The following is a 13691-nucleotide window of genomic DNA, read 5'->3' on the forward strand; positions in this document are numbered from 1 at the left end:
AAGGTTGAGCAATGATCTGGAATGCTTTTATTTTAGCTCTGCGGGAGATTCGGCGCAGTGCGATGCGCTCTATTCTCACCACACTCGGTATTGTCATAGGGGTTGCATCCGTCATCGCGATGGTAATGCTCGGCGATGCGACCACCGCCTACGTCACCAACAGCATCTCCAAACTGGGAACCAATATGCTGGTGATTCAACCGGGGCAGGATCGCCACGGCCCCCGAATCGCCGATGCAAACACCAAACCCTTTACCCATACCGACATTGAAACCATTAAGCGCGAAATTCCTGATATCCATGCGGTTGCCCCTATCAGTACACAAGGGATGAAAGCGGTTTACGGAAATCAAAACTACTCCACCACCGTTGCGGGGAGCAATAACGACTACTTCGTCGTCAAAGATTGGGAAACCTCTTCGGGAAGAGTATTCAGTGCCGCAGAGCTCCAAGGGGGAAAAGCGGTTTGCGTCATCGGCTCAACCGTTCATCGTGAGCTTTTCGGCGATCAAGACCCCCTTGATTCTTCCATCCGTTTAGGTAATTTTTCATGTCACGTCATCGGTGTGTTAGAGACCAAAGGGGCCTCTATGTTCGGAATGGATCAAGATGACCTCATCGTTGTCCCTTTAGGGATGTTTGAGCGCCGTATCAGCGGCAATCGGGATATTTCCGTTATTATGGTCTCCGCAACCTCCTCATCTATGATCGAAAACGCCAAATCTTCCCTCACCGCATTACTCCAAGAGAGACGTCGAATCCAAAGCGGAGATGAAAACGATTTTAATGTCCGCGATATGCGCGAGATCGTACAAACCCTCTCTTCCACAACGAAGATGCTCACCATTCTCTTAGGGGCGGTTGCCGCAATCAGCCTCCTCGTCGGCGGTATCGGCATCATGAATATTATGCTCGTCTCCGTCACCGAGCGGACTCGTGAAATCGGAATCCGTCTCGCCATCGGAGCACTGGAGAGGGAAGTACTGCTTCAGTTTTTGGTCGAGGCGATCGTCCTCTCATCGCTAGGCGGAGTTATCGGAGTTATCTTAGGGGTCAGCGTTGGGATAGGGGTCAGCCTCTTCTTTGATCTGCCGCTGGTGTTTAACACCTCAATCGTCATTATCGCTTTTTTATTCTCTACCCTCGTAGGAGTTGTATTCGGCTACTTTCCAGCCCGTAAAGCGGCCAGATTGAACCCGATCGACGCTTTACGATATGAGTAATCGGTCGATACTATTATATACAGTCCAAAAGGAGCAGCTATGCAAATTGGAACCGGATCATCGAACCCCTACACTCAAAGTGCATTAGGGTTAAACGAAAAAGAGACTCAAGATTTTAAAGACAAAATCAAAAGTGGAGAGATTTCGGGCAAAGCCCTCTCTCAAGCCTATCTTGTCGAATATAGCCTCAAAATAGAGAGTTATTCAGCCAATAATCTCCAAGCCCAAAGCGCTTTGTTCGATTTGGATAAAGTCAAAGATATTCTCAGCTCGATCGATTTTGATGCAATCGGCTATACCGGTAAAGCGATCGCCGATATGAATCCTGATGAAGCCAAAGCATTAGTGAGTGAAGAGGGATTTTTTGGGGTCTCTCAAACATCGGAACGACTCTCCGATTTTGTATTAAGCGGCGGGGGGAATGATCTCGAACGTCTTAAAGAGGGCCGCGAGGGGATTATCACCGGATTTAATGAAGCTGAAAAAATGTGGGGAGGCAAGCTCCCCGATATCTCCTATGAGACACTCGAAAAAGCATTGGCAAAAATTGATGAGAAAATCACCGCTTTGGGTGGAAACATACTCGATACTACAGCATAGTCAAAAGGGATTAAACCCTTTCAGTGTTATTCAATATTCTGATTAATCACGACCTTTATTGTGCTTATGCTTGTTCTTTGATTAATCATGGCTTTGCAGAATTGCTTCATCAAAAGGGTGCTATAATTTTTATGTTAACCTCTATAATATTTAAAGAGTAACAATAGGTTTTTTTATGATGCAAGGCTCTTCCTCTTTTATATTATTAGGCAACTATCGTTCAAAAGAATGGTTAGCGGGAATTAGTGCTTTCCTGATGAGTGCTATCATATCTGCAAGTGTCATTTGGCATTTTGATACGATGCGTATCAACGAGATGAAACACAAAATAAAAGATCTCGCAAACGAAAATAGCTTTTATTTATACAAAAAAATCGATCAAATGATGGCGTTGAGCTATCCGATTTCTTCGACGATTCTTGAAGATGGCCAAACCCATGATTTTGAATCGATTGCTAAAAAACTCATCGTTCATTATCCCTTAATCTCTGAAATCGCCCTTGCTCCGGATGGGGTTATCCGTAATGTTGTCCCGTTATCCGGTAATGAAAAAGCTGTAGGATTTGATTTATTCACCGATCCGCAGCAGCAGAGTGAAGCTCTCATCGCACGCAAAAGCGGTAAACTCACACTAGCAGGACCGCTGAATCTCGTACAGGGAAAAGAGGGGATTGTCGGACGTTTACCCGTCTTTAGAGGTGAAGATAAAAAATTCTGGGGATTTGTTATTATCGTGGTACGTTTCCCCGATATTCTCCATACCAATGCGTTAAATAACCTTGACAAGCAGGGATATCACTATACGATTACCCGAATTCATCCCAAAACGAAACAGTTACAAGTTCTTGCCGCTTCCGGTAATAATGAGCTCCAACACCCTATTGAAACGACCATTCAACTCCCTAATGCGCAATGGAAACTGAATATTGCACCGGCTGAGGGATGGCACGATCATTGGCTCTTAGCCATAGGAACGGCTATAGGTACATTGATAAGTCTCCTTTTAGGGTATGTCGCCAAACAATTCACCGAACTGAGACATCATCGATATCTACTTGAAAAACGTGTCCACGAGCGCACTTCTGAGATTTCAGAAACCAAAAACCAGCTCCATACACTCCTCGACACCATTCCCGATCTGATATGGCTTAAAAATAGTGAGGGGGTTTATCTTCTCTGCAATCCCATGTTTGAACGTTTTTTCGGTGCCAAAGAAGAGAAAATAGTCGGAAAAACCGATTATGATTTTGTGGATACCGAGCTGGCCGACTTTTTCCGCGAGAATGACCGCTTAGCCATGTTTGCGGATAAACCTATGACAAATGAAGAGTGGGTAACGTTTGCAACGGATGGCCACCGTGCCTTTTTGGAGACGGTTAAAGTGCCTATGTACAATGAAAGCCACGTTTTACAAGGAGTTTTAGGGATCGCAAGAGATATAACACAACGTCATAATGATGAACTCCGCATAGAACAGCTCTCCCATCTCTATGCCGCCCTCAGTCATTGTAATAAGGCTATTGTTCGCTCTTCTACCCCTGAAGAACTTTTTAAAGAAGTATGCAAAGGGATTGTCGCTAATAATTCTATTACTATGGCATGGATCGGTCTCATTGATCAGGAGAGTGGACTCGTTCGACCCGTCGCCTCTTATGGAGATGTGCACCATTACCTTGATGGAATCGAAATATCCACCCTTGCCGATACCGCATCCGGTAACGGTCCGACCGGAACCTCTATACGGGAGAATTGTCCCTATTGGTGTCAGGATTTTCTCAACAATCCAGCAACCGCACCATGGCATGAACGGGGGGAAATAGCCGGGTGGAGAGCATCTGCCTCACTTCCGTTTCATTTGTACGGCGAAGTGATAGGATCATTCACCGTCTATTCGCATAAGCTCAATGCTTTTGATCCCTCCAGTCAGGCATTACTGATGGAAATGGCGATGGATATCAGCTTTGCGATGGAAAATTTTAATCGTGAGACCAATCAGCTGCTATCCGAAGCTCGTCTTCATCATACAGAACAACTTCTTGAGGAGATGAGTGCCATAGCCCATATCGGAGGATGGGAAATTAACCCGAAAACCGATACCGTAACTTGGACAAAAGAGGCAGCACAAATTTTTGAAATGACCCCGACAGATACCATCACACTTGAGCTTGGTCTAAGCGTCTTTCATGGGGAATCACGTATCAAAGTTCAGACTGCCTTGGATCAAGCGATTCATCAGGCGATGCCGTGTGATCTCGAATTGCAGATAACGACTCCAACAGGAAATCAAAAATGGATTCGTATTATCAGCACCCCTAGCATGAGTGATGGTCAAGTGAAAAATATTCACGGCTCACTTCAGGATATCACTCTTCAAAAGACAGCGGAAGAGAAAGTACACTGGCTTGCCCATTTTGATACACTTACCGGATTACCGAATCGTACTCTGCTCAACGACCGAATGGATTATGCTATGCATATCGCCGATCGTAATCAAGAATCCATAGCATTACTCTATGTGGATCTGGACCATTTTAAAAATATCAATGATACGCTTGGGCATAATATCGGCGATGAGCTTCTCATTCAAGTCGCTTCACGCATTCAATCGGTGCTCCTTGAAGAAGATACCCTATCGCGCCAAGGTGGGGATGAATTTATGATCCTCCTCTCCGGCGTAGATCCCGACGGTGCAGCGCACGCGGCTGAAAAACTGATCGAGCAAGTTTCAAAACCCTACACACTTCAACATCATGAGCTCTCTGTAACCCTCTCCATCGGAATCGCCCTCTATCCGCTTGATGGAAAAAATTTTACAGCCCTCTCGCAAGCGGCCGATGCGGCAATGTTCCGTGCAAAACACGACGGACGAAACTGCTACCGTTTTTTTACTCCTGAAATTCAGGAGCGCTCCGCACGGAATCTCGAACTCGAAAATGCCCTTCGACAAGCCTTGGCACGAAATGAACTCGAACTTTACTATCAACCGCAACTAACGATTGAGACACAGCAACTTATCGGGGCTGAAGCACTTTTACGCTGGAATCATCCGACTCTTGGAATTGTATCTCCTTCGGAATTCATCCCCATTGCCGAAGAGAGCGGTCAAATTATCGCTATCGGAGAATGGGTACTTCACCGTGCACTCGGACAATTAAAATCATGGATGGATGAGGGAATTGAACCTTTTATTATGGCGGTTAATCTCTCTGCCGTCCAATTCCGACATCCGAAATTAGTTTCAATAGTGTTAGGAATACTAGAAGAGCTGAAACTCCCTCCTGAGTATCTTGAACTTGAACTTACGGAGCGAATTGCATCGGAAAATCCTCTCGAAGCGATTGAAATTATGAATACATTTTATGACCATGGTATACGGATGTCAATCGATGATTTCGGAACCGGATATTCTTCATTGAACTACCTCAAAAAATTTCGGGTTTATAAGCTTAAAATCGATCAGTCCTTCATTCGAGACATTACCGACAATCCTGAAGATGAAACCATTGTCAATACCATTATCAATATGGCACACAGCCTCAATATGATCACCATAGCCGAGGGGGTAGAGACTCTTGAGCAGCTTGATCTGCTCCGTAAAAACGGCTGTAAAGAAGTTCAAGGATTTTATTTCAGCAAACCACTCCCTGCTAAAGAGTTTCAAGATTTCATATATGCCCTTACTCATTAGAGGGATCCTTTTGCTCTATTATTTTATATGATTATTTTTTAATCAATTCTCTGTACACATATCAACATATTTATCTTACAATTATTTCAGACAAAAAAATCCTAATTAGGAGAGAAGATGAAATTCGGCGATTTAAAAAAAGAGGGGCATTGGCCAACGCTGTTTGCCGCCTTTTTGTATTTCGATTTTAGTTTTATGATGTGGACGATGCTGGGGCCTTTAGCGACCGAGATCAATGAGTCTTTAACCTCACGCGGTTTTTCGATGAATGATGATCAAACTGCCACTTTATTAGCAGTTCCCGTTCTTGCAGGAGCGATATTGCGTCTCGTACTAGGGATTTTCGTCGATAAATTCGGACCGAAAAAGACGGCTTTGGTCTCACAGATGATTGTTATTGCAACCCTGTTTTACGGATATCTAGCGGCTGAAACCATCACCTATGATCAGTTGTTATTCGTGGCATTGGGATTAGGATTCGCAGGTGCATCGTTCGCCGTTGCCCTTCCTCAAGCGGGTCAATGGTATCCGCCGCGTCTGCAAGGGACGGTTTTAGGGATCGCGGGTGCAGGGAATATCGGTGTGGTCATCGACTTTTTGTTTGCCCCGAAGATTGCCGAGATTTGGGGATGGCCGTCGGTTTTTCTCGTCGGCGGGGTATTGTCCTTTATCGTTCTCATCGCCTATATGTTTATGGCCAAAGATGCCCCCTCGTCGGTGTATAAAGCCAATCCAAAAAAACTCGGCGATTATATGAAACTAATGCGTGATCGGGATACATGGTGGTTTAACCTCTTTTATGCCGTCAGTTTCGGCGGATTTATCGGGTTTGCCAATTACATGAAAGTCTATCTGATGAACACCTACCAAGCCGATATGTCAGCCTTTGGAATCAATGTCATGGATGAGAGCAATGTCAAAGTAATCGCCGGATATTTCGGTGCGCTCTGTATCTTTGCGGGTGCATTGCTTCGTCCGGTAGGGGGAGCCGTCGCCGATAAAATGGGGGGGATTAAATCGCTTTATGTGTTTTACGGTAGTATCATCGTTTTAGCATTTATCAGTGCATTTGTCAGCTTGCCGTTTTGGGCAGCGATTCTTGTAATGTTTCTCATTATGGCGAATCTGGGAATGGCAAACGGTTCAGTATTCCAACTCGTACCGCAGCGCTTCGGTAAAGATATCGGCGTTATGACCGGTCTGATCGGTATGGCAGGCGGTTTGGGCGGTACGGCTCTCATCAAAACCTTCGGATGGTCACAAGGAGCATTTGATGGCTATAGTGCGGGATTTGTCATCTTTGCAGTGATGACAATGATCGCCATCAGTGGAATCAGTCTAGTTAAAACACGATGGCGTACCACATGGGGCGCTACATCAGGAGCAAGAATTTAATGCTAAAAGTGCAGTCTTCCGAATTCATCCTCTCCAAAGATGCTACCACAGGCGATGATGCCTGTGCCTACAGCATCATCGATAATGCTCTTCTTGTGAGCGTGTTATGCGATGGGGTCGGAAGTGCCGTGCGCGGCGGTACTGCCGCCCGTCAGTGTGTCAAATTTTTCATTGATCAGTTCAAGAACCGTCCGAGGGCTTGGGATATCCCAAAAACGATGGAGGTTTTTACCCGCCACATCAATAGCCTTCTCTTTAAAGAGTCGATGACCCAATACGGAAAAATTGAGCTCCTCACGACACTCTGCCTTGCGGTAATCGAAGGGGAAACACTCTACACCCTCAACCTCGGCGACTCCCGTATCTACCTGCTCAAAGCAAATGGAGAGCTCCATCGTCTTAGCACGGATCACACGATGGATGATGAGTACATGTCCTATGTCTTAACTTCAGCATGCGGTTTGAGTGAAAATATCGAGCTCTCTATCCTCTCTACCCCTATCGGTGTCGGTGATACTTTGATTCTTTGCAGTGACGGTGTTTATAACCTTATAGACGAAAAAACCTTAGCCGATATGGTTCAAAAAGGAGTTGCTGCCTCGAGTATCATCCATAAAGCTGAGCAAAATTGTAATCCCAAAGATCGGGATGATATGTCTCTCCAGATTTTCCGCATCGAATCTCTCGATACGCTCTATGCAATCAAAAATGCTCCACTCAACATCCCCGAAAATCTGAGTGAGGGACAAATCATCGATGGCTATACCCTCCTCTCTCCTATGATGGAGCATAAACGTATTTGGAAAGTACTCAAAAACTCCGAAGTGTATGTTATGAAATTTCCACTAAAAGCGGATGATGAGGAAGCACTCGATGCCTTTGTCCGTGAAGCATGGTACGCCAAACAGATTAGCCATAAAGCTTTCGGCCATGCATGGGTTCCAGAGGTGCGAAGCATGCGCTATTACCTGATGGAACTGGTGGAGGGGGTGAATCTGTTAGAGTATCTCAAAAACCGTACACTGTCGGTGGATAATGCCATCACTTTGGGAAAATTTCTCCATAAAGCCGAAGCTCATCTCCTCCATTTGGGACTTGTTCATGGAGATATCAAGCCTGAAAACATTCTCGTTTACCAACGAGACGGTGAAGCGGGAGTCGAATTTAAAATGGTTGATTTTGGCTCCATCGTCGAGATTTTTTCTCTCAATAACCGCGCTGGAACCCCTACCTATCTCGCACCCGAGCGATTTTGTGAGAGTGTTATTAATGAATCAACCGAAATTTTCTCAATCGGTGTCACCCTCTATTGGGCGCTTACGGGAAAATTTCCTTACGGAGAGATTGAACCGTTTCAAACCCCTTCGTTTAAATTACCCAAACGCCCCGCCGAAATCAATAAAAATATCCCGCTATGGCTTGATTCAGTGATTATGCGCTCCATTGCTATCTCGCCCGATCAGCGCTACCGCCATTACTCTGAGTTTTTTTATGATCTGAAATATCCCGAAAAAGTAAAACCTTTTTTTTCGTCTACAACCCCTCTGATCGAACGTTCTCCTGTTACTTTTTATAAAATCGGATTTTTAATGCTCCTTGTACTCGAAACTTTTACATTTTGGCTTTATGTCACAAAGTAAAAAAGTCACTAAATAGAGCCCACTTGATTTCTACCGTTTGCTTTCGCGATATACAGCCCTTCGTCCGCACGCTTAAAAAACTCATTAAAAGAGTCATCCTTTGCAAAAGTACTGATTCCTAAGCTGATCGTGATCCGCCCGACTTCCGGATAAACGGCTAGTTCAACTGCGTGGCGCAATTTTTCAGCAAGTTCATGGATATTTTTTGCATTCGTACCCGGACTTAAAATCAAGAACTCCTCCCCTCCCCATCGGGCAAAAATATCATTTTTTCGGATATTCGACTGTATCACTAAAGCCACTCCCTTCAGCACATCATCTCCGACATCATGCCCATACCTATCATTAACCGATTTAAAATAGTCTAGGTCAATCATTATCATTGAAAGAGGGGATGAAAACCTACGGGATCGCTCACTTTCGAGGGCAAATAATTCTTCAAACTTATGACGGTTATAGATGCCCGTAAGACTATCGATCATAGCAATACGCTCCACTTCCTGATGTAACATCGTCTCTTGTGTCACATCTTTTCCGCTTGAAATAAACCCAACTATTTGCTGATTATCATCTTTGAGCGGAGTGATGGTTTTTTTCTCATAATACAAATCACCGTTCTTTTTTCGGTTTATCAATGTATTTCGATACACTTCTCCGCTTAAGATTGTTCTCCACAACTCTTTGTAAAACAACTGATCATGCATTCCTGATTTTGAAATACGCGAATTTTCTCCGATAGCTTCCGCTTGGGTATAGCCGGTATGACGGCAATACGCACCGTTTACATACGAAATATTGCCAAATTTATCTGTGATATACAAAATATCATCGACCTGTTCCATTGCTTTAGCAAGATTTTTATATTTCTTTTCAGACTCTTGCAAGTTCTTCTGAATTTGATACTCCTCGGTAATATCCCGCGCCGTCGACAAGGTTCCTGTGATACTACCCCCTTCATCCCAAAGAGCTTGGCACCACCACGCCAAAAGACGTTTTTCACCATCACGTCGCCGCTGCCAACTTTCGACATAAACAGCATGATTTTTACCATCAAAAAGAGGCTGAACAACCGTGTAAATATCTTGTTCCCCTTCAAAATAAAAAGAAACCTCTTTTCCGATGACTTCTTCTCCGAAAAATTCGATCCCGATATGATTAGCCCATACATACCGTTTCTCATTATCGACTTGCATAATCATGTCAGGAACAGCGCGTAAAATCCCCTCCGTTCTTTGATGCAAATTGGAAAGTTCATTGAGTGTCATCTGTTTTTTGCGGTAGAAATAAGCCAATGAGACACTCCCGATCCCGGCCAGCACTAACCCCAGTACCGTTAGGATGGAAAGACGAACCAATAAAGCATCGCTTTTAACATAAAGTTTCTCTGTGGGCAGTAATATAACGGCTTTCCATATCGGTTCTTTGATATCTACCGATGGACGAATCGTCATAAAAGTCCACAGCCCTTTTTCATCTACAAATTGCCCCTCTTCGGCTTTGCTAATCCGCTGCCATGCAGATGGATAGCGATGTGCAAGGGTCAGATGATTGCGATTGAACATAAACCCCCATTCATCGCTCTTTTTTACCCCTTTTAGCCAATACCCATCACTATTGAGCAACATCACATCCCCATTTGAAAGAGAGGTGGCATCAATGAATTTACGGATTAGTTCATCCCCTAAATAGTTGATGATAAATATCCCTTTTTTATGACCGTCTTTACCTATAACCGGTGTCGCAGAACGGATCATCGGCTTATAGGGAATTTCTATTTTTTCATTCTCCACATTCAGATCAAATAGAGAAAAATAGGTTTCCCCTTCCCTATGCTGCATCGCATCCGAAAAATAGTAACGCCCTTCTTTATTTTGAAGATATTTAGAATCGATAAGAGCAGGAGAACCCCCATTAAAGTTGATTCGAAACCGTTCCATACCGGTTTCATCTATCCATCGAATCTGATCATAAACACAACGATTCCCCATCACAAATTTGAAATCATGACTCAAATGCTCCACCTTTTCAGACGAGCCGGTCATAACATAATCCTCAAATTCATGATAATGTGAAAGATACTGAACATCATACTTAACTCTATCCAGAGCTTGAGTGATAGAATTTTTCCCCCTATTCAAAATTGCAAATTGATTCGATGCATTCAATATATATTCTTGTTTTTTTTCAGCATTATAATTATAAATAGCTACCCATATGATCCCTATCGCAATAGGAAGAAATAGAACAGTTATTTGTAATAAAAAATTTCTACGACAACATTTAATAAATTTTTTTAACATAAAGCCTACTTTCTCACTCCTACTTCCTAAAATATACCATATTATCCATTGTATCGACATTTAATGGATAATTATGATCTGAAGTTCTAATAATAAGGCGCCCTGAGCCGATAATCTAAGCTACAATTACACTATTATATGAAAAAGGTTTCAGTGATGCTCTCTTCCGCTTGCCAAGATACGATTCGTGCCGCTGTATGGCTCTCCACCAAGCCCTCAGGAGAGTTTCATCGGATTCAAGAGATTAGTGAAGCATTGGAACTCCCTTTTCATTTTATGGCTAAATCCCTGCAAAAACTGGTACATGCCGGAATCCTGATCTCTCAGCGCGGTGCGGCAGGAGGGGTTACTCTCTCTCGTAGTGCTTCTGATATCACCCTCCTCTCGATCATCGAAGCAGTCGACGGATCAACATTTTTTGACGCATGTGTACTGGGGATAGGAGATTGTGAAGCGGAGAAACCGTGTGCACTTCATGCCCAATGGGACGTGTGGCGTCAAGAGATGCTGGAGATGTATTCGGCGATGCGCTTAAGTGAAATCACCGAAGATGTACTGCAACGCAAAGTGAAACGGATTTAAAACTTCTATCTAAATTTTAATTTAAGATATTTTTATCTTAAATTGGTTATTTTTTAATCATACCACTGCCTATATTTTCGGATTTTTTGCTCTACAATTATTTCAGACAAAATAGTCTTAATAAGGAGTTTCCATGAAAAGCTTGAATATTTTAGGAAAAGGTGCGTTAGTGTTATCACTAGCTGCTTCCATAGCGATGGCTGCACCGGAGAAAAAAGATCTCAAAATCGGATTCATCCCATTAACCGATTGTGCAGCTTTGGTTATCGCAAAAGAAAAAGGGTTCTTTGCCAAACACGGTTTAAATGTAGAACTAAGCAAAGAAGCATCTTGGGCAAACGTCCGTGACAAAATGACCGTCGGTGAACTCGATGCATCCCATATGCTTGCCGCTATGCCGATCGCTACGACGCTCGGTGTCGGAAGCACCAAAAAAGATATGGTCGCCCTCATGGCACTCGGTCAAAACGGTGATGCCATCAGCGTATCGAATAAAATGTATGATGCCATGATGGCGGCCGATCCTATCGCCACCAAAAAAGGCTCGGCTACCGCACTCAAAAAAGTAATTACTTCTAAAACAATGGGGGTTCCTGAGTTCGGAATGACATTCCCTACGGGAACCCATAACTACCATGTACGCTATTGGATGGCAGCCGGTGGAGTTAATCCCGACAGCGATGTCGCCCTCAAAGTCGTTCCGCCGCCGCAAATGGTCGCCAACATGACTGCCGGAAACATCGACGGATTCTGTGTAGGGGAGCCATGGAACCAACGTACCGTTATGGGTAATGTAGGGAAAACGCTGATAACCGGATATCAGCTCTGGGAAAACGGACCGGAAAAAGTGTTAGGGGTACAAAAAGCGTTTGCCGATAAAAATCCTGAAACGACCAAAGCCATGATCAAAGCGGTGATCGAAGCGGGAATGTGGCTCGATGCATCATGGGACAACCGTAAAGAGGCATCCAAAATTCTCTCATCCAAATCCTACGTCAACGCACCAACGGACGTTATCGACAATTCGATGACAGGCACCTATATGTTTACTAACGGCGTTACGACTCCAATGCCGAACTTCAACGTCTTCGGCAAAAAACAGGCACTTTATCCCTACTACAGTCACGGTTTATGGCAAGTAACCCAAATGATCCGATGGGGACAACTCGATAAACCTGTAGATATGAAAAAAGTGGTTGAGAGCGTTTATCGCCCCGATTTGTTTGCTAAAGCTGCAAAAGAGGTCAATTATGCCCTTCCCGCTACACAATGGAAAGTGGAGAAAAAATTCATCGACGGCGTGACGTTTGATCCCAACAAAGCAGTTGATTACATCTACAATGCGCCGATTAAATCGCCTAAAATCACCAAAGAAGCACTCCTCAAAGTGAATAATTGGAAAGTATCCGCGAAGTAACGCCAAAGGAGCACATTATGGTTTCAAAATATAGTAATGCCGTCCTTTTGCCTCTGCTGCTCTTTGGAGTAGTGATCGCAATTTGGTCGGCTATTTCCGCCGGGATACCGGGGTTTCCTCCACCTAGCGAAGTATGGAGCGAACTCCTCATCGTCCTCTCTGATCCGTTTTACAACAACGGTGCGGGAGATCAGGGGATCGCACTGCAACTGGGCAATTCACTGGCTCGCGTATTTGGCGGATTTGCCCTCGCCATCGCGGTGGGTGTTCCTGTGGGACTGTTGATCGGAATGAGCAAAAGCGCTTATACGGCGTTCAATCCCTACATTCAGATTCTAAAGCCCGTTTCACCTCTCGCGTGGTTGCCGTTGGCACTGTTTGTCTTTAAAGAGGTCAATACGACGGCCATTTTCGTCATCTTCGTCACCTCGATCTGGCCGATTATTATCAATACGGCTTTGGGGGTACGGAGTGTCAGCGAAGATTATCTCAACGTCGCACGGGTACTTCAACTCAGTGCCTTTGAGAGGGTATTTCAGATTATCCTCCCCGTTGCCGTTCCCTTTATCTTTACGGGAATGCGTTTATCGTTGGGAATCGCATGGCTCGTTATCGTCGCGGCAGAGATGCTCACCGGAGGTGTAGGGATCGGATTTTGGATTTGGGATGAGTACAACAATCTCAACTACTCCCATATTATTATCGGGATCATTCTCATAGGAATCATCGGGTATATCCTCGATGCGGCTATGGGGCTGATCGCCGATTTCTTTGATTACCGTAAGCGAGGACTCAAATGAGTGCAAAACCATTTTTAAAAATTGATCATGTCGATAAGATTTTCCC

At 44.2% G+C, this 13691-nt stretch carries 9 protein-coding genes; 8 read left to right on the top strand and 1 reads right to left on the bottom strand.

The features are described 5' to 3' along the window. Positions 1-11: 11 nt before the first annotated feature. The 5 genes from A2517_RS00510 to A2517_RS00530 all read left to right on the top strand — a co-directional run bounded on the left by A2517_RS00510 (position 12) and on the right by A2517_RS00530 (position 8546). On the top strand, positions 12-1223 hold the full coding sequence (locus tag A2517_RS00510; RefSeq protein ID WP_294893408.1) for an ABC transporter permease: 1212 nt from the start codon (positions 12-14) through the stop codon (positions 1221-1223). 39 nt (positions 1224-1262) lie between these two features. Beyond that, complete coding sequence (locus A2517_RS00515; RefSeq protein WP_294893409.1) at positions 1263-1823, top strand: hydrogenase-4 component G; 561 nt, start codon at positions 1263-1265, stop codon at positions 1821-1823. Positions 1824-1998: 175 nt separating this feature from the next. Next, positions 1999-5511: an EAL domain-containing protein gene (locus A2517_RS00520; protein ID WP_294893410.1), complete on the top strand. Its 3513-nt coding sequence runs from the start codon at positions 1999-2001 to the stop codon at positions 5509-5511. A gap of 117 nt (positions 5512-5628) precedes the next feature. Beyond that, positions 5629-6906 carry a nitrate/nitrite transporter gene (locus A2517_RS00525; protein ID WP_294893411.1) on the top strand — a complete coding sequence of 426 codons (1278 nt, stop codon included), beginning with the start codon at positions 5629-5631 and terminating at the stop codon, positions 6904-6906. Next, the gene (locus A2517_RS00530) at positions 6906-8546 is read left to right on the top strand and encodes a bifunctional protein-serine/threonine kinase/phosphatase (protein ID WP_294893412.1); all 1641 of its coding nucleotides are present in this window, start codon (positions 6906-6908) and stop codon (positions 8544-8546) included. The genes A2517_RS00525 and A2517_RS00530 overlap by 1 nt, the downstream gene beginning before the upstream one ends. A gap of 8 nt (positions 8547-8554) precedes the next feature. Here the strand turns inward: A2517_RS00530 and A2517_RS00535 are convergent, their stop codons facing one another. Further along, on the bottom strand, positions 8555-10588 hold the full coding sequence (locus tag A2517_RS00535) for a diguanylate cyclase (protein WP_294893413.1): 2034 nt from the start codon (positions 10586-10588) through the stop codon (positions 8555-8557). Between the two features lie 396 nt (positions 10589-10984). Here A2517_RS00535 and A2517_RS00540 point away from each other — a divergent pair, with 396 nt between their 5' ends. The 3 genes from A2517_RS00540 (at position 10985) to ntrB (ending at position 13645) form a co-directional block, all read left to right on the top strand. Continuing rightward, entirely contained in the window at positions 10985-11428 is a 444-nt protein-coding gene (locus A2517_RS00540) for an Rrf2 family transcriptional regulator (RefSeq protein ID WP_294893414.1), read from the top strand. 133 nt (positions 11429-11561) lie between these two features. Then, the gene (locus tag A2517_RS00545) at positions 11562-12845 is read left to right on the top strand and encodes a CmpA/NrtA family ABC transporter substrate-binding protein (RefSeq protein WP_294893415.1); all 1284 of its coding nucleotides are present in this window, start codon (positions 11562-11564) and stop codon (positions 12843-12845) included. Positions 12846-12862: 17 nt separating this feature from the next. Continuing rightward, on the top strand, positions 12863-13645 hold the full coding sequence (gene ntrB, locus A2517_RS00550; protein ID WP_294893416.1) for a nitrate ABC transporter permease: 783 nt from the start codon (positions 12863-12865) through the stop codon (positions 13643-13645). Positions 13646-13691: the final 46 nt, after the last annotated feature.

Origin of the sequence: Sulfuricurvum sp. RIFOXYD12_FULL_44_77 (genome assembly GCF_001830725.1) — a bacterium.
Taxonomy (GTDB): domain Bacteria; phylum Campylobacterota; class Campylobacteria; order Campylobacterales; family Sulfurimonadaceae; genus Sulfuricurvum; species Sulfuricurvum kujiense_A.

Coding starts and splice junctions, on each gene's coding strand:
- A2517_RS00510 (WP_294893408.1), top strand. CDS start 12: ATGATCTGGAATGCTTTTATTTTAGCTCTGCGGGAGATTCGGCGCAGT.
- A2517_RS00515 (WP_294893409.1), top strand. CDS start 1,263: ATGCAAATTGGAACCGGATCATCGAACCCCTACACTCAAAGTGCATTA.
- A2517_RS00520 (WP_294893410.1), top strand. CDS start 1,999: ATGATGCAAGGCTCTTCCTCTTTTATATTATTAGGCAACTATCGTTCA.
- A2517_RS00525 (WP_294893411.1), top strand. CDS start 5,629: ATGAAATTCGGCGATTTAAAAAAAGAGGGGCATTGGCCAACGCTGTTT.
- A2517_RS00530 (WP_294893412.1), top strand. CDS start 6,906: ATGCTAAAAGTGCAGTCTTCCGAATTCATCCTCTCCAAAGATGCTACC.
- A2517_RS00535 (WP_294893413.1), bottom strand. CDS start 10,588: ATGACCGGCTCGTCTGAAAAGGTGGAGCATTTGAGTCATGATTTCAAA.
- A2517_RS00540 (WP_294893414.1), top strand. CDS start 10,985: ATGAAAAAGGTTTCAGTGATGCTCTCTTCCGCTTGCCAAGATACGATT.
- A2517_RS00545 (WP_294893415.1), top strand. CDS start 11,562: ATGAAAAGCTTGAATATTTTAGGAAAAGGTGCGTTAGTGTTATCACTA.
- ntrB (WP_294893416.1), top strand. CDS start 12,863: ATGGTTTCAAAATATAGTAATGCCGTCCTTTTGCCTCTGCTGCTCTTT.